This window comes from Methanoculleus sp. SDB (assembly GCA_001412355.1).
GTDB lineage: Archaea > Halobacteriota > Methanomicrobia > Methanomicrobiales > Methanomicrobiaceae > LKUD01.
In genome coordinates, this window is the sequence record LKUD01000063.1 from 1 (window position 1) to 16643 (window position 16643).

General features: G+C 57.8%; 20 protein-coding genes. 5 read left to right on the forward strand and 15 right to left on the reverse strand.

The window, feature by feature from the left end; genetic code table 11:
* Nucleotides 1-130 precede the first annotated feature (130 nt).
* Nucleotides 131-1630, forward strand: a complete 1500-nt coding sequence (locus APR53_00250) for a hypothetical protein (GenBank protein ID KQC04024.1) — start codon at nt 131-133, stop codon at nt 1628-1630.
* 14 nt (nt 1631-1644) lie between these two features.
* A complete protein-coding gene (locus tag APR53_00255; GenBank protein KQC04025.1) occupies nt 1645-1878 on the forward strand; it encodes a hypothetical protein in 234 nt (77 codons plus the stop codon).
* A 17-nt stretch (nt 1879-1895) separates the two neighbouring features.
* On the opposite strand, the gene APR53_00260 is transcribed toward APR53_00255, so the two are convergent.
* The 4 genes from APR53_00260 to APR53_00275 are packed head-to-tail and all read right to left on the reverse strand — an operon-like array spanning nt 1896 to nt 5116.
* Nucleotides 1896-2801, reverse strand: a complete 906-nt coding sequence (locus tag APR53_00260) for an ornithine carbamoyltransferase (protein KQC04026.1) — start codon at nt 2799-2801, stop codon at nt 1896-1898.
* Complete coding sequence (locus APR53_00265) at nt 2798-4090, reverse strand: phosphoribosylamine--glycine ligase (protein ID KQC04027.1); 1293 nt, start codon at nt 4088-4090, stop codon at nt 2798-2800. Before APR53_00265 ends, APR53_00260 begins: the two co-directional genes overlap by 4 nt.
* A gap of 28 nt (nt 4091-4118) precedes the next feature.
* Entirely contained in the window at nt 4119-4631 is a 513-nt protein-coding gene (locus tag APR53_00270; GenBank protein ID KQC04028.1) for an orotate phosphoribosyltransferase, read from the reverse strand.
* Nucleotides 4625-5116 carry a hypothetical protein gene (locus APR53_00275; protein ID KQC04029.1) on the reverse strand — a complete coding sequence of 164 codons (492 nt, stop codon included), beginning with the start codon at nt 5114-5116 and terminating at the stop codon, nt 4625-4627. Before APR53_00275 ends, APR53_00270 begins: the two co-directional genes overlap by 7 nt.
* Nucleotides 5117-5260: 144 nt before the next feature.
* On the opposite strand from APR53_00275, the gene APR53_00280 reads away from it, so the two are divergent.
* Nucleotides 5261-6754, forward strand: coding sequence for a radical SAM protein (locus APR53_00280; GenBank protein ID KQC04030.1), 1494 nt, complete (start codon nt 5261-5263; stop codon nt 6752-6754).
* On the opposite strand, the gene APR53_00285 is transcribed toward APR53_00280, so the two are convergent.
* Nucleotides 6741-7676 (reverse strand): alanine dehydrogenase, encoded by a 936-nt coding sequence (locus tag APR53_00285; GenBank protein ID KQC04031.1) that lies wholly within the window; start codon nt 7674-7676, stop codon nt 6741-6743. The genes APR53_00280 and APR53_00285 overlap by 14 nt on opposite strands.
* A gap of 114 nt (nt 7677-7790) precedes the next feature.
* Between APR53_00285 and APR53_00290 the strand changes: the two genes are divergently transcribed.
* Complete coding sequence (locus tag APR53_00290; protein ID KQC04032.1) at nt 7791-8588, forward strand: peptidase S6; 798 nt, start codon at nt 7791-7793, stop codon at nt 8586-8588.
* Nucleotides 8589-8615: 27 nt separating this feature from the next.
* On the opposite strand, the gene APR53_00295 is transcribed toward APR53_00290, so the two are convergent.
* The 10 genes from APR53_00295 to APR53_00340 form a co-directional block, all read right to left on the reverse strand.
* Nucleotides 8616-8900: a metal-binding protein gene (locus APR53_00295; protein ID KQC04033.1), complete on the reverse strand. Its 285-nt coding sequence runs from the start codon at nt 8898-8900 to the stop codon at nt 8616-8618.
* Between the two features lie 65 nt (nt 8901-8965).
* A complete protein-coding gene (locus APR53_00300; GenBank protein ID KQC04034.1) occupies nt 8966-10201 on the reverse strand; it encodes a DNA primase in 1236 nt (411 codons plus the stop codon).
* Between the two features lie 198 nt (nt 10202-10399).
* Entirely contained in the window at nt 10400-10720 is a 321-nt protein-coding gene (locus APR53_00305; protein ID KQC04043.1) for a hypothetical protein, read from the reverse strand.
* Between the two features lie 189 nt (nt 10721-10909).
* A complete protein-coding gene (locus APR53_00310) occupies nt 10910-12181 on the reverse strand; it encodes a dihydroorotase (GenBank protein KQC04035.1) in 1272 nt (423 codons plus the stop codon).
* 51 nt (nt 12182-12232) lie between these two features.
* Nucleotides 12233-13135, reverse strand: a complete 903-nt coding sequence (locus tag APR53_00315; protein ID KQC04036.1) for a hypothetical protein — start codon at nt 13133-13135, stop codon at nt 12233-12235.
* Nucleotides 13123-13566, reverse strand: a complete 444-nt coding sequence (locus APR53_00320) for a GCN5 family acetyltransferase (GenBank protein KQC04037.1) — start codon at nt 13564-13566, stop codon at nt 13123-13125. The genes APR53_00315 and APR53_00320 overlap by 13 nt, the downstream gene beginning before the upstream one ends.
* A gap of 83 nt (nt 13567-13649) precedes the next feature.
* Entirely contained in the window at nt 13650-14645 is a 996-nt protein-coding gene (locus APR53_00325) for a hydrogenase expression/formation protein HypE (GenBank protein KQC04038.1), read from the reverse strand.
* Nucleotides 14642-14983: a hydrogenase expression protein gene (locus APR53_00330; GenBank protein KQC04039.1), complete on the reverse strand. Its 342-nt coding sequence runs from the start codon at nt 14981-14983 to the stop codon at nt 14642-14644. Before APR53_00330 ends, APR53_00325 begins: the two co-directional genes overlap by 4 nt.
* Nucleotides 14983-15207 carry a hydrogenase gene (locus tag APR53_00335; protein KQC04040.1) on the reverse strand — a complete coding sequence of 75 codons (225 nt, stop codon included), beginning with the start codon at nt 15205-15207 and terminating at the stop codon, nt 14983-14985. Before APR53_00335 ends, APR53_00330 begins: the two co-directional genes overlap by 1 nt.
* 278 nt (nt 15208-15485) lie before the next feature.
* A complete protein-coding gene (locus tag APR53_00340) occupies nt 15486-16220 on the reverse strand; it encodes a hypothetical protein (GenBank protein ID KQC04041.1) in 735 nt (244 codons plus the stop codon).
* A gap of 47 nt (nt 16221-16267) precedes the next feature.
* On the opposite strand from APR53_00340, the gene APR53_00345 reads away from it, so the two are divergent.
* The coding region (locus APR53_00345) for a hypothetical protein (protein ID KQC04042.1) at nt 16268-16643 on the forward strand (376 nt) is incomplete at its 3' end.

Genomic DNA, 16643 nt, shown 5'->3' on the forward strand with positions numbered 1-16643 from the left:
AATAATTTTTTTTATCCGGGAGCAGGTGCGGTGTCCTCCTGTACGGGATACGCCGGAAGAGTACACCGTTTCACCGGAAAATAAGTCATAATAGAAAAATTTAATCATTTACGCGAAAAACCGATGGATCATGTGCGCCCGTTTTCTCGATCGTTTTTTCAAGCCGTCCCCCCATATTGTGGAAAACCCCCTCATTCCTTCTATGTCCCACGGTGCCGGCATGAGAACACCGGAATATCTCACCAAACCATATTTTATCGTAGCGTCGGTGGAAATGGGCAATACCACCACGAAGTGCATTCTCACCGGGACGAATCTTGAGACGGGAAAGGCGTACGTCCTGAACAAGACCGTCAGCATGAGCAGGGATGTCAGGCACCCGAAGCCCGGAGAGGAGGTCTTCGGCGAGACGCTCGACGGCACTCAGCTGACCCGGGAATCGGTGACAGATCTCGTTCGTGATACCCTTATCCGGTGCCATCGCGATGCGAATCTCAGCATCAAGAAAGATCTCGATTTCGTTGTGCGGAGCACCGGCGTCGTGGCGGCGATGGACTCCCCCGATCAGGTCGGGGATTTTGTCATTGCTCTGGCCAACGGGTGTCTCGATGCCGGTGTTCCGCCGCGGAAAATGACACCGCCCATGTCGAAGGAAAATCTGCCACAGAAACTTCAGGAATTCAGTTTTGCAGACAAGGTGGTCTTTACCGGTGCGGTCGCAGGCGTCGTTCCCCCTGTCGGGTCGTCCGGTGTGGAGATGGTGGCAAACGAGATGGAGGGCGAGCTCGCCATGGCCGGCATCAAGGAGGGTGCAAAATGGACGCCCGTTGATTTTCGCAATCCCTGCGTCTCAATCGATTTCGGCACGACGCTCGACGGGCGGATCACAAGCGATGTTCCTTCCGATGCACCGAACCCCTTTGCGAAGACTATCGGCAATTTCTGCGGCCTTGCAGGAGCGATTCCCGATGCAATCGTGCGGGGCACCGGCACGGTTCAGGCAGGCACCGGGACGGCGCTGGATCTCTTCGGTGACCGGAGCATCTCCGGCATGAGCCTGTTTAGGAAGAAAGCGTCGCTGGTTGACGACTATGTCGAACGAAGCCACCGGCATATCGACATCAGGCTTGTCCCTCCCGACCGGACGCGGTTCGGCAGGGTCCCCGTCTGTGCCGACGTTGCCGCGGAGTCGGGGGTGGCGCTCATCGGCTGCGACTGTGGAACCAACGGGAGTGAAACAGACAAGCTTAATGAGATCGGTGCTGAGATCTATGAGAACTACGGTCTCGGTCTTCTCGGTGAGGTGATCGACAGGGTCTGTGCACGGATGGCTCTCCGCCTTATTGACGTGACGGTCGAACAGGGAATGGTCCCGCCGAACTCGTCGATCGGGTTCACCGGGAGAGCGGCAATATCCGGAAGAAAGCCCGATTATATTCTCGAGGGAGTAACTGAACGGGGGCTTTATGATAATCCCGTTGATCACCTGGTCTTCGTCGATGACGGACTGGCCCGCGGCGCCGCCCTGATGGGGCGGTGCATGAACTCGCTCGGGAAACCGAAAGCGCCGCTCGGCGGCGTGCGGGGCGGACCCTGCATCATGGGCCGGAGAATCAGGATCGGCAGGTAAGTGAGGTGACAGGCATGGGAGAGGAGACATTTGATATGATCATTCCGCCGGGGACGCCGCGTTCCATCATTGCGGATATCGTCAACAATTTCGACGTGGAGATCGTCCACCGGAAAGAGCGCATGTATTTTGCCAACATGGATGGCGATATGCGTGAACTGCTCGCATTTCGCGGGAAAAAAGACGTGATCGAAAAAGTGCAGGAACAGGTTTTTCAAAAACTGAAGGAATTTATCGGAGAAGAGTAAAATCCCCCTTCTTTTTTTCAGAGCAGTTTTACAAGCAGCGCTTTCTGGGCGTGCAGGCGGTTTTCCGCCTGGTCCCAGACAACGCTTTTTCGGCCTTCCATGACGGCGTCGGTGATCTCTTCGCCCCGGTGGGCGGGCAGGCAGTGCATCACGATCGCATCGGGCGATGCCTTCTGCAGCAGTGCGTCATCAACCGTGTATCCCGAAAAAGAGGCGATTCGTGCATCCCGCTCCGATTCGTTCCCCATCGACACCCAGGTGTCGGTATAGATCACATCGGCATCCATAACCGCCTCTTCGGGAGTTGATGCAAGGGAAATGCGGGCACCTGCGGCGTTCGCCGCTGCAAGCACGGCCGCCGGCGGTGCGTACCGCTCCGGGGTGGCGACCCGGACTTCGTAGCCTGTTCGTGCGGAGGAGAGGATGAGCGAATTGCAGACGTTATTCCCGTCCCCGATCCATGCGACGGTCAGATCGGATATGTCCCCGTAGCACTCTTTCATCGTCAGGATGTCCGCGAGAATCTGGCACGGGTGTTCCCTGTCCGAGAGCCCGTTGATAACCGGAATCGCGGCATGGCGTGCAAGCTCCTCGATGGTCCGGTGGCTGAAGGCGCGGATCATGATTCCCGAGAGGTACCGGGACAGTACCCTCGCCGTATCACGCATCTCTTCTCCCCGCCCAAGCTGCAGGTCGCCCGGATTCAGGAAGAGGGCATGGCCTCCGAGCTCGACCATTCCTACCTCAAATGAGATCCGTGTGCGTGTCGATGCTTTTTCAAATATCATCCCGAGGGTCTTTTTCGGAAGCAGCGGATGATCTTCACCCCTCTTTCTTTTCCTCTTGAGGTCTCCCGCTATGTCGATCACGTCGTCGAGTTCATTTTTGGTAAGATCGAGGATGGAGAGAATGTCACGCTTCATACAAGGTCCCTCATATGAGCGCACCGGCGTTCGAGCACTGCCCCGGTGCCGATGTCCCGGCGGTGCCTCACATTTCCCGATACCGCCGATGCAGCCGATTCTGCCGTTCTCTCCGCCTCGTCAAGCGTGTCGCCGAGCCCCACAAAAGCGAGAGACCGTGATGTCTGGGTACGGAGCACGCCGTTTTCCTCCACGACGTTTGCATAGTACACATGCGCTTCCCCGGTATCCCCGAGGTGCAGGGGATCCCCGGCATGCGGCTTTTCCGGGTACCCCGCCGGGACGACATACTTGCATACCGTTGCTTTTTCGGCAAATGCGACATGGGATGCCGAAAGTGTGCCTTCGGTCAGGCGGCAGGCGATCTCGACAAAATCGGATGACAGAAGCGAAAGAACGTTCATCGCCTCAGGATCACCGAATCGTGCGTTGAATTCGATGACTTTCGGCCCCTCTGCCGTATTCATGAATTGTCCGTAGAGTATTCCCCTGTACGGAACGCCTTCGCGTGCCATCCCCGACACGGCGTCGGTCATGATCGTAAGCGCCTTTTCATAATCGTCCGTTGTGACAAAGGGGAGTCCGTGGTCGGACAGGGAATAGGATCCCATCCCTCCCGTGTTCGGCCCTGAGTCACCCTCGTAGGCCCGTTTGTGATCCTGGACGAGAGGCATGGGGACGAGATGGGTGCCGTCGACAAATGCCTGCAGGGTAAACTCCTCGCCGATAAGCCGCTCCTCAAGGACGACATGACCGCCGAGCTCACGAATATAGGCGATGGCGCTCTCCCTGTCCACCTGCTCACCCATGATGCGGACGCCTTTGCCTCCGGTCAGACCGATGGGCTTGATGGCGAGGTCGCCGCCGAAATCCCCGACAAATTCAACAGCCTCGTCGGCGGCATGGAATACGCGGTACCGGGGGCATCCGGCGATACCGTGCCTTTCCATCATCATCCGGCAGAATGCCTTATCAGTCTCAAGCCGGGCTGCCGCCCGCGTCGGACCGACACAGGGGATACCTGCGTGTTCAAGGGCATCAACGAGGCCCGCCTCGAGCGGCGCTTCGGGCCCGATGACCGCAACATCGATCCACTTCGCAAGGGCGAAATCGGTGACGGGTCCGGTAAGCGTCTCGTTCCCGATAAAAATCTCCCGGGCCTGACGGGCGATTCCCGGGTTTTTCCTGCCCATTACCGCATAGATATCTGCATCGCTGTTGCGGGACAGTGCCGTGGTGATTGCATGCTCCCTGCCCCCACCACCCACAACAAGAACTTTCATATCCATATATCCTCTCCGGTAGTAAAATACGTATTTATATGCTCAGGATCTCGGACGCCCTGACGAGCGGGCGGAGTTCGATCCCGATGCGTTTCAGGGCGTCTGCCGCCCCCTGCTCCCGGTCGACGACCGTTACAACGTTTTGGACCGTTGCACCGGCCTCACGCAGTTTTTCGACACCGTAGATGACGCTGCCGCCCGATGTGGTCACATCCTCGACCAGAAGAACATTTTTTCCGGAAACATTACCGATGACCGCCCCCGATTTGCCGTGACCCTTCTCCTGCTGGCGGATTATCGCATAAGGTTTGCGGCTGGCGAGCGATGTCGCCACGGCAATCGGCACTGCGCCCACGGCGACGCCTGCAACGACATCGAAGGCATTATTGGCAGCGATCTCCTCACCGATCGGTCCGAGGAGTTCGGGGCGGGTGGCAGCCGTTTTGATGTCGATATAATACCGGCTCCGGGCACCGGAAGCCAGGGTAAACTCTCCGAATTCGATGGCACCGAAATCAACGAGAAGCTGTGTGATCCTGCTTACCATGGTACATCCTTAACTCCGGTGAGATAACCGATAATATTTGCCCCCCTGTGCAGAAGCGGGGTGATCACAAGGATACTGACGAGCACGAGCGGGGTTATGTGAGCCGCTAGCCAGCCGGGGTCGCATGCCGCCGTCAGCAGGAGCGCTCCCGCCACCAGATCGTACTGGTCTGCCAGCCGCCATTTCTCTCCCCGGTCTTTTCCGAGGCGGCGTTTTATAAAACTTTTTACGAGATCCCCCAGAAGTGCCCCGGTGGCAAGAAGAACAACCGAGAGAACTGTATGCACCGATAGGCCCAGCATTGTCTCCGTATACAGCAAAACCAAGCCTGTACAGATCCCGGCGGCAATCCCCCCGAAAAATCCCCGGTATGTCTTTCCGTCACCGAACATCCGCCTGCCGTCGGCAAGCGTCCGCCCGTGATCGATGGGAGTGCCGCCACCAATGACAGCTGCGACAGGATTCGGGACGTATGCGGGGATCATCACCCACACCGCTGTGAACAACGAAGATATAATAAGAGCACTATCAATAATATCAATCGCCAGTATGAGTATTATCGAGGGATGATGTAAAGATTAACGTTCTGAATCGCAGTATAATCACTATCATTCGGTCGTGTGTTGACAATGCCGGTGAAAACGACGAAAAGTCTGTGTCCTGTATGCAAAAGGGTTCTTTCTGCCGATATCATGGAAGAGGACGGGAAAATCTGGATTGCCCGTACATGTCCCGAACACGGGCCGTTTCGGGATCTCTACTGGTCCGATGCGGCAATGTACCGTCGTTTCGATGCCTATGAGGCCATCGGACGGGGCGTGGAGAATCCGCAGGTCATCGCCAGCCCCGGGGACTGTCCCGGTTCCTGTGGCATATGCAGCAATCACCGTTCAGGGACGCTTCTTGTCAATATTGACCTGACGAACCGGTGCAACCTCAATTGTGATTTCTGCTTTGCGAATGCCCGTGCCTGCGGATACCTGTATGAACCCGATTTCGACCAGATCGTCGACATGATGCGCCGTGCACGGATGCAGAAACCCGTCCCTCCTCCTGCGGTCCAGTTCTCCGGCGGGGAGCCGACCCTGCGGGATGATGTTGCGGATCTGATCCGTAAAGCGAAGGAGCTGGGTTTTTCGCAGGTGCAGATCGCCACGAACGGCGTGAGAATTGCCCGCGACCCTGATTTCGCATTGGATTTGAAAAATGCAGGGCTCAGCACCGTATACCTGCATTTTGACGGGGTCACACGCGAGACGAATCCGATCCTTGCCGTCAGCACACGGGCCGTGGAGAAATGTTCTGCAATCGGGCTCGGCGTCGTGCTCGTGCCGACAATGATCCGGGGAATGAACGACCACGAAGCAGGTGACATCATCCGGTATGCAGCGAAGCATATCGATGTTGTCCGCGGAGTCAACTTCCAGCCGGTTGCTTTCACCGGCGCAGCATCGGAGAAGGACGTCATGGAGCAGCGGATTACCATCCCCGAGCTGGCCGACTCTATCGAGGAGCAGACTGACGGGATTATCCGGAAAGACTATTTTTACCCTGTGCCCTGCATCACGCCCTTTTCCGATCTCGTCAAGGCGTATACGGGCAAACCACAGATCTGTTTTACCACCCACCAGCATTGCGGGGCGGCAACCTACGCGTTTGTGACGGAAAACGGGCTGACGCCAATCAACCGGATGATTGACGTTGACGGATTTTTCCAGGCCGTCAGCACCATGGCGCATAATATGGAAAAGGGGGGGTCGTTCAATAAGGCATTGACGCTCGTTGACGGCGTGAAAAATATGCATAACTCGGTGAAAAAAGCGGAGCCGGGAGCCGCCTCGCAGTTCTGGAAGCTGCTCGGCCAGACTCTTATCAACCACGATTTCACGGCCCTGAAGGATTTCCACTGGAACGCACTCTTTATCGGAACCATGCATTTCATGGACCGGTTTAATTATGATCTGGAGCGGGTCCAGCGGTGCTGTATCCATTATGCGACGCCGGACGGACGAATGATTCCCTTCTGCACGTACAACAGCGGACCGGTGTATCGCGAAGAGGTCTGGAAAAAGTATTCGCGTCCGCTTCCGCCTTCGTCAGAGGCGACGGTCAGGGGAAAGTGAGATCGACTCCCCCGTTCTCCTCCATCGCAATTTTGGCAATGGCAAGGTCCTGCAGTGCGAGCCCCGTCGAATCGAAGACGGTGATCTCGGTTCGGTTCTTCCGGCCGACCCTCCCGCAGACGACTTCACCGAGCGTCCCCCGGATCCGTGCCGGGTCGAATATGCCCTGTGATACCGCAACGTTGATCTCCCCGGAATGTGTTGCCTGCTCGTAATCGTCGATAAATACGCCGGCGCGGAGCAGGATTGCCGGATCGAGCTCCTGCTTGCCGGGGGCGTCGGCGCCGATGGCGTTGATGTGCGTGCCCTCGCGTATCCAGCTGTCCCGGATGATCGGAGTGCGTGACGGTGTGGTCGTGCAGAGCACGTCGCAGTCACAGACGGTTTCGGGGCTGCCGGTACTTCCCTCGTACTGCGGGTACCGGGAGAGAAGCGCCTGCGCGTTTTTCTCGTCTCTCGACCAGACCCTGATCTCCTGGATTGCGCACACCTCCGAGACGGCTTCCAGTTGCGCCTCTGCCTGACGTCCGCTTCCGATCAGGCCGAGCACGATATCGTGTTTCGGGGCAAGATACTTTGCCGCTACCGCTCCCGCCGCCCCGGTCCGCATATCGGTGAGCCGTGTTGCGTTGAGGAGCGCAACAGGCTGTCCCGTATCGATATCGAGGATGACCGTCAGCGCCATCACCGTCGGCAGCCCCGCGGTCCTGTTGTCGGGGTGCACATTGACGATCTTGACACCCGCAATGTCGAGGGCAGGAATATATGCCGGCATAGTCCTGAAATCGCCCTTCGGGAATGTCACGTAGACTTTCGGGGGCATCTGCACCTCGCCTTCGCAATGGTTCTCAAACGCACGTTCGACGGCAGGGATGACCGATGAAAACGAAAGTCCGGTTTCCGGGGACTGGAAGTATCTCATGCAACGTCACTTTGGCATCCGCGGATATAAGTGTTCAGATCGCCGGCCGTACCGTGAACCGATATACAGGCTTTTTTAGGCGAACAGACAACTCTCTGTACAGAGGCTCTTTTCATGATACGAATCATCAGAAAACCCACCGATACACCCGGCGACGACTCGACCGGTGCGGTGATGGAAGAGCTCAGGCGGCGCGGGGCCGCCTGCTCGGTCCTCGATCTGGACAGCACCGAACCGCTTCACTCCGGTATCTCCGGGGATGTGATCTGGGTGTGCGGCATGAAGCAGGAGAGTTCGTATTTTGAGATACTCAATGTGCTGTCGCTTGACAACCTCGTCGTCAATACGCCCGATGCGATTGCAACCTGTGCAAGCAAGGCGCGTACGACAGCGCTTCTGATGAAGAACGGCGTGCCGACACCGGAGACAATTTTCACGACACAGGCCGCGAAAGCCGCTGCATTTCTGTCCCGCACCGGGAGGGCTGTCTACAAGCCGATGTACGGCTACGATGGGAACGGCATTTTTCCCTTCACCCGGGTAGAGGAACTCGGGGAGCCGCCCTGGTACCTGCAGGAGTACATCGAAAACGATCGTGACTTCAGGGTCTTTGTTATCGACGGGACGGCCCGCGGTGCGATTGTGCGGCAGTCGGACTCGTTCGCCCACAATATCCATCAGGGGGGACACGGCAGGCCGGTGGAGATCGATCCGGCGATGGCTGCCATCGCCGCCGATGCGGCGGGTGCCGTCGGGATCGACTACTGCGGTGTGGATCTGCTTCTCCGGGGCGGGGACTATACCGTCCTCGAGGTAAACGGCACGCCGAACTGGCACTGCATGGGTGTCCCGATCCCTTCGTATCTCGCGGAATTTCTGATGGAACGGGAATCGGAGTATGCAAAACGCTGAACAGGGAACTAACCGGTAAAAAAAAGATTAATGAATGTATTCGATTTCTTTTTGCGTTTTCTGGGCGAGTTCTTTCATCCGTGCCGCGATCCTCGCGGATGCCGAATACTCGACTTCTTTCATTGCCTCGGCAATTTCCTGACCAAGCACAAAAATGGCATGTTTGTGTTCCATTTTACTTTTATGGAGCTGGTTCGGCTCCACTTTCAGGGAATAATAGTCAGAAAAAGACGATTTCGGGTTTTTATTTTCAAAAAAGTCCTTGATTTCCGCCATTACCTGGTGAAGGGTGATCAGTTCTTCCTTGTGCATGGTATCTTCGTCCTCCTTTCTTAAACTGAGAAAAATGTGTATAAATACATATGCTTGGCACAGATTTAAATTATCCTCAGAAGCCGTGTGGATACCGGTTTTTTTATAATTCCTGTGAAATCGCGTGCTGCGACATACTCCATTCCCTTTCCCGCGATCAAATCGAGCATCCGCTGGTCCACCACCGAATCGATGACAATCCCGGACACATCGCCTTCAATTCCCGGGATCTCCTGTTCGACGTCTTCTGCGGCCGACTCGCGGATTACGGTGTACTCGGGGGAGAGAAACCGGGCAATATGGTGCCCTTCCACCTCGATGAAGTGGTCTCTGAGCGTATGGACTTCCGCCCGGGATTCTTCACCCGTTCGTGCCGTTTCCTTCTCTTCTCCCCGACTCTCCAGCCTGACATCCTCTCCCACCGGTACGACCGGCGGAATCGCGGGGCGCCGGGCGGTTTTTTCCGGTTCCCCTTCCCTTTTCACGTCGGCGATGAATTCGACCGGCACTTTATTCCGGAGCGCCTTGATGATCTCCTTCCGCGACATCGCCTCGACACTCCTCCCACGCCGGGCAAATGCCACAAAATCGATATCCGTCACCTGCAGAAGTTCGGAGAGTATCAGGTCGCCTCCGCGGTCACCGTCGAGAAAGGCGGTGGCCGTCTTGCTTTCGCAGAGCGAGATGATGGTATCGGGTACATTGGTCCCTTCCACCGCCACGGCATTCTTGATGCCGTACCGAAGCAGATTGATGACATCCGCACGCCCTTCAACCACGATGATGGCGTCCGAGTCCATGACGTTCGGCCCGGCCGGAAGTTTTTCCTCCCCGATACTGGCGACTTTCTCGATCCGCGTGTATTCGCGGACGATGTCAAGCAGTTCGTTCGAGTTTATCGTTCCCTCATCGAACTGTTCGAGCAGGAGTTCCTTCGCCCGTTCCAGTATCTTTCTCCGTTTCGTGATGCGGATATCTTCGATCCGTTCAACCGATACCCGTGCGTTGCAGGGGCCGACGCGGTCGATGGTCTCAAGCGATGCGGAGAGGAGTGCCGTTTCGGCCTTGTCGAGCGAGGAAGAGATTAAAATCTCTCCTTTTGTCTCCCCCTTCCTGCTGGTTGTCTGGACGTCTATCCGTCCCACCCTGCCTGTCCGCTGGAGATCCCGCAGATCCAGGTCTTCGCCGAGTAATCCTTCAGTCTGGCCAAAGATGGCGCCAACTACATCAGATTTCTCGACCACCCCCTCTGCTTCAAGGTACATATGAATAAGATATTTGGTAGTTTCCGGTGAATACATGTAATATCACCTCCAGGTTTACACATGCCAGTATTCATGAGCCTGAGAATATGAATAAACCTGTACATAAGGCACGTGTCTATTATTTGTGCAATTATATAAACAAATGCACGGCACATGCTCCGGAAGGAAAAACAGGCTATTTTCGGCGTTTCATCCGCCTGCCCGGTCACCCGGCACGGGTGGGCCGTTCCTTGCTCAGCCAGGCGGCGACAGTCGTGCAAGCAGGTCGGCACGGCTGATGCCGGTGATCAGGATCCTCTTCACCGGAGAGGTGGCGCCGCTGACAATCGAGATGTCGCGTTTTGGAATGCCGGTGGCCGCGGATACGCACCTGATGACCGCCGTGTTCGCCTTTCCCCCGATCGGAGGGGCCCTGACATGACACTGGATCGATCGTCGCCACTCGTTGTATCCTGCGGGAAACTGCTCTTTTTTTGCACCGGCGGATACTTCGACGGTGAGGATGACGCCTCTTTCGGCTTCGGAGAGTGCATCGGCAAGAGAGTTGTCGGTCATGTCCGCGAATCCCAAAATGAATGTCGCCCGGCATTAACAAACAGGGATCACAAGTGGCATGGTGCCGTCCTTCACCCGTTTTTACCCTGCCGGGCGTGCCTGTCGCGCACCCGGGTTGTCCCATGGTTCATCTCCAGACACCTGTCAATCGATCGCCCGGGGACCTATGTGGTGCGCTGTATCGGCATATCATATCTGGGATTGATCCCCCATATAACCACGCCCCGGTACCCAGGTACCGGGAGAACCCGTAAATTCGCCGTCATGGTAGGCGATCCCGCCGTTCATAATCACCTGCGCGGGAAAGACCGCCTCCATTCCCTCGTACGGCGTCCACCCCGCCCTGCTGTGAAGCGCGTCGGGATCGACGCGATCCTTTTTTCGGGGGAACAGTGCGAAATCCGCCCGCACTCCCGGAACAAATCCGGCGCATGGAATGCCCAGCAGCCTGCAGGGCGTATACGACGTCTTGTCTATCAGAGATGCAAGCGAAATCCGGCCCTCCAGCACGGCGGCAAGCAGCAGGGGGATCATGGTTTCGACACCGGGAATGCCGGAGGGCGCATCGGCAAAGGCCACGGATTTCTCGGGGAGGGTGTGCGGCGCATGATCGGAGGCGACGACGTCGATCCGGTCCCATCGCGACCATACCTTGCTCCGTGCCTTCTCCCGCCTGAGCGGCGGATTGACTTTTGCGCGCCCGTCGTCATCATCGAACATCTCGTAGGAGAGGAAGAGGTGATGGGGAGTCACTTCGACGGAACCCGCGGCCACGTCGATCGAGTGGATGCAGGAGAGATGGCAGTAGTGAAGCGCCATGCCGTCCGGTGCCAGTGCCCCGATGCGGGCGACCGTCTGCGCTTCACCTGTTCCGGGGCGGAGCGCATTGTGGGCGGACAGCGAGTCGTCCATGCCGATGAGCACGTCCTCCGCATGGATGGTCGCCAGTCCGCCGAGGCGTCGGATCCTTCCGAGCAGGGAAGCGAGCTCGGTGTGGCCGATGGCTTCCCCGTAGCTGGATGGTGCGGCGAATGTTTCGCCGAAGGCCGTCACACCGGCTCGCCACATCCCTTCGATATCTGCATCGCGCGAGACGCTTCCGTTGATCCCGAAGTTGCAGAGCGATTCCTGTTTTGCTTCCCTGATCCTGGCTTTTAGCGTCGGAATGTCGGCCACCGGCGGTAACTGGTTCGGCTGGTCGATGACGACCGTCACGCCCCCTGCCAGTGCACTCCTGGTGCCGGTTGCCCATGTCTCCTTCTGCGCCTGCACGCCGCCACGCATGTGCACATGCATGTCAACGCCTCCCGGGAGGCAGAGAAATCCGGTCGCATCGATGATGGTTTCCGCCCGGAGGCCCGCACCTACGTGGCCGACAATCCCGTCCCGGATGGCGATATCGGCGATGCGCCCTCCGGGAATCGCTACATTTTTCATCAACAGATCGGCTACGGATTTCATGACTCTCACACCGGTTCCGGCACGACGTCCGGTCTCTCCCGTATGTTCATATCAGATCCGGATTTCATCTTTTTTTGCATACCAGACCTCGACAAGATGATCGGGATGGTATCGCAGTTTCGCCTCACGCAGCCCCGGCACGCCAAGGTCCGATTCCCTGTTGATGTAGCGGTAGCGATCAAACAGGAGATGTGCCGTCTCCTGATTGATTCCCTTGTAGACACCCTCGCAGTCGGGAAGACCCTTTTCGAAATGAACGACGGCTGTTTCAGGGTTCAGTTCGTCGAACATCGCCATGCCGGCGATTTTCCCCCCGACACGGAAGACGGCCGCCGAGAGTTCCAGGTCGAAGAAATGGTCCATTGCATAGAGCACCGCGGCTTTTTCATGCGCAAGTACCGGTGTTTCGTCGCAATGTTTCCATTCGCACCATTTCAGAAGGAATTCATAGAGATCGCCGATGTTTCCCCGGGTGACGGATTCGATCCGGTAGTCGCAGTTCTTCCTGAATTTATTGAGCTGGCGGCGTATCGAGAGATATTTCTTTCCCGGGAGCCGGGCAAGATCGGCCGTTGCATAGACATAGTCGTAATAATCCCTGTCCGGGTACAGCGTCATCGCCGGATACTGGCTCGCCACCCATTCTTTTGCCGCGGAACCGAAGATATAGAAGGGATTCTCCCCTCCTTCCGCTGCGGCGAGGCGGAGGACCTCCCTGAGCAACCCGGGATCCCGCGGCCCGATGGGAGTCCGGAATGATGTCTGGCCATCCACGGTGCTGGAAATAATGATGGAATTTTTTACCTGCGCGAACCGGTAATCGGCATAGTGATTCCAGCAGACCATGTTGGTGAATGCATTGTCACTATGCTCCTGGAGATATTTCCGGTAATGGCGGATGAATGTGCCGCGGTCGGAGAGGGTTACGGGTGTAAAGTCGCTTACTGTGAGCATGCATCGTCATCTCCGCCAAATTTCATTGGCGTGTATCCTTCCATCACCAAAAATCCGCGGGAACGGTAAAAGCTTTCGGTTTCAGGCTCTGCAATCAGAGCAATCCACGAGATGCCCGCGTCCGTGCAGGTACTGACGAGCAGGGAGAGAATTCTCTCTCCGATTCCCTGTCCGCGGCAGGCGGCACGGACGACGAGATCCTGAACATACGCATCCGAAATGCCGTCCGAGATCACCCGGCCCATGCCGACAGCCCGTCCGGTTTCGCGATCAACCGCGACGACAAATGAGAAACTACCCGCGATGAGGGCCTGCAGGGCGCCGGGATCCCACTCCTCGCACCACCATCCCCCTTCCCGGTAGAGGTCGGCGATGTCCCCGACATCCCATGACGCCACCTGCCGTATGTCGAATCGTCCGGCCCCTGCCATCTGCTCTCCGTGTCGCATGGAGTTTTCCTCCGTAAAAAAGGTGTGGTCCGGTTCGCCCCGGCAGAACGCCGCCGTCCCGCCCGTCAGCAGACCCGCGGGACAGGATCGCCCACCGGCGGTTCGATGAACCGCTCCCCGCCGATTGCGGTCTCCATGATGACATGCCGGCCTTCGGTGACGGTTCCGACGATGACGGCGTCCCTGCCGTACCGGTGGCTGCGGAGCGCCTGCAGGATTGCAGGAGCGTCACCGGCGTCGACTCCCATCACCACCTTCCCCTCGTTTGCCACGTCAAGGGGATCGATGCCGAGCATTTCCCCGGCCGATCTGACACTTCGCCGGATCGGGAGCGCCTCCTCCCGGATCCTGATGCCGACACCGCTCTTTCGTGCCATTTCGTTGATGGCATTGGCAAATCCGCCCCGGGTCGGGTCTTTCATGGCGTGAATATCACCCGCGGCAAGTGCCTGCTCGACAAGCGTCCAGAGGGGGGCGACATCGGAGAGGATCTGTTCGCCGAGATCAAACCCTTCCCGGTGCGCCATGATGGCGAGGCCGTGATCGCCCAGTGTTCCGCTGACGATGATCACGTCGCCCGGACGAAGGCCGCTGTCCCTCACCGGACGTGCGGCTACCCCGATACCCGCCGTGTTGATGGCAATGCCGTCAAGCGCCCCCTTCTCCAGCACCTTCGTATCGCCGGTCACGAGCGCCGCCCCGCACTCACCGAGCGCTTCGTCCATCGAGGCGACGATACGCTCCAGATCGGCCACCTCGAACCCCTCTTCGATGAGCATGCCGCAGGAGAGCGCGATAGGCCGCCCCCCCATCATTGCGAGGTCATTGATCGTGCCGGATACCGCGATGCGCCCGATATCGCCTCCCGGGAAAAAGATCGGCTTCACGACATGGGAGTCCGTGGTGAACACGATATTCTGCCCGCCGAGAGGGAATACCGCGCCGTCGTCCAGTGCTTCGAGGCCGATACCTCCGGCGTTATTGTGGGAAAACCGGGTGAGTGTCCCGAGCAGTTCGCCCATTACCTCCCCGCCGGCGCCGTGCATCAGATTGACTTTCATGCTTCATCCACTTCTATTTCAATGTTGGTAACGACAATTTCCTGTCCCCGGGTAATATGGGGGAGTTTTCCGCATACGGGACAGACATAGCGTTCTGTTCCCTCATAGCCGCAGTCGCAGCGTGTTTCTGCCGGAACATTCCGGCATTCGAGGACTGTTTCCGCAAAGAGATGATCCTCTTCGCCGAATGTTCCGAAAAGGAATACGACCTGCTCGGGATTGATCATAGACATCTCGCCGACGTCCACGTACACTTTCTTGACTTCGGTTGCCCCGTGTTCGAGGGCGGCACGGCGAGCCGTCGCATAGATATCGTATGCGATGCTGTACTCGTGCATTACTCCTCCATCGCAGCGTAGACCTGCCGGAAGATCTCGCGGGTCTGGAGCGCCTCTTCCCTGCTCAGTTTCTGGATGGCAAATCCCACGTGGACAAGGACAAATTCCCCTACCTCGACATCAACGAGATCCAGGCGAACTTCCTGCTGCAGGTCACCGTAGTCGACGACGCCGATATTTCCCTCTTTTATTTCCAGCACTTCAGCCGGCACTGCGATGCACATCGTATCTAACTCCCGCTTCCACAATTTTTCGAAAGCACACCTGAAAAGACTGCCTGTTTGAAACCGGTTGCCGGGCCCGAATTCCCGGCTGAGCAGCTGTCAGGGTGCCTGTTTGCAGTACTTCTCTTTTTGGGAAGGGTAAATATCTATGTTCGCAGGCAAGGAGGCCCTCAGATACGGATGAAACAGCGCTGTATCCATTACATCGCCCCGCAGCGTGCTCCCTTCCATCTTTCTCACGCCCCGGGGAAGGAACGGCTGCGCCCGGTGCTCCCTGCTCAGCGTTCTGCGACCACGACGCCGTACAGCCCTTTTAAATACGGCCACCGGATCCGTCCGAAGCCCGCGGCCTCCAGCATTGTCAGAAACATCTCCCGGGTGGGAATTCGTCCCCGGGCACCGTCCCATGATGTCAGCTCTCGTCTGATCTCCGCGGCGTCGAGGCCGGCATTCCGCATGAACCTCTCCCAGTCGGCGATGAACTGCATCTCCTCTTCCCTTCTTTCGGGCCTGAAGACGCAGCCGGTGACGAAGACGCCGCCGGGGCGAAGCACGTCATATGCCCGCGTGATCGTCGCCTGCCGTTCCTCCGGGTCAAGTGCGATGAGACAGAAGGCACTCACCACGGCGTCGTAGGGGCCAGCGGGCCACGGACCCCTGATATCACCCCCGATAAAAGAGACGACTTCCAGCTCAGGTTTTTCGCGGGCGACGGCGAGCATCGCCGGAGAGCTGTCGATGCAGGTTACCGCCGCGGCGGGGTAAGCGTTGCGTATCCGTGCGGTGAGGATGCCGGTGCCGCACCCGAGCTCGAGCACCTTTTCGCACGTTTCCGGGAGTGCATCCGCAACGGTTGCGTAGAAGAGATCGAAGTCGGGAATTGTGCGGGCGGCGAGGTCGTCGTAGTCTTCGGCCCGTGGTTCGGTGTCCTGTTGCATGCCCAATCTCAGCCTCCCTCTGTTTCCGATCGCATCGTGAAAAATCCGGCCGGTACTCTTCAGGTATCCCCCCAAGGGCTTATGGTTCTTGCGGACGACCCGTTTTATCGTGGAATGTTACCATGCTCTTTGACAGGATACTCTTTGCCACGGACTTTTCCGGGACGTCCGCCCGGGCGCTCGACTATGTTCGCCGGCTGAAGGATGCCGGGTGCACGCATGTTGTCCTCCTGCATGTGATCGACGAGCGGGACGTGAATGTCGTGCTCTCGCAGCCGTCGGGATTCCTTGACCGGGAGGGGGACTACGAGGCGGAAGTGATCCGGTTCATGCGGGAGAACGCCCGCCGGGAGATGAACGACATCAGGCTCGCCCTTGAGGATGCGGGACTTGCGGTGACGCCCCGTCTTATCGACGGCATTCCCGCAACCGAGATCGTGCGGATTGCAGATGCGGAGCGTGTCTCCCTCATCGTCGTCGGTTCCCACGGCCGGAGCA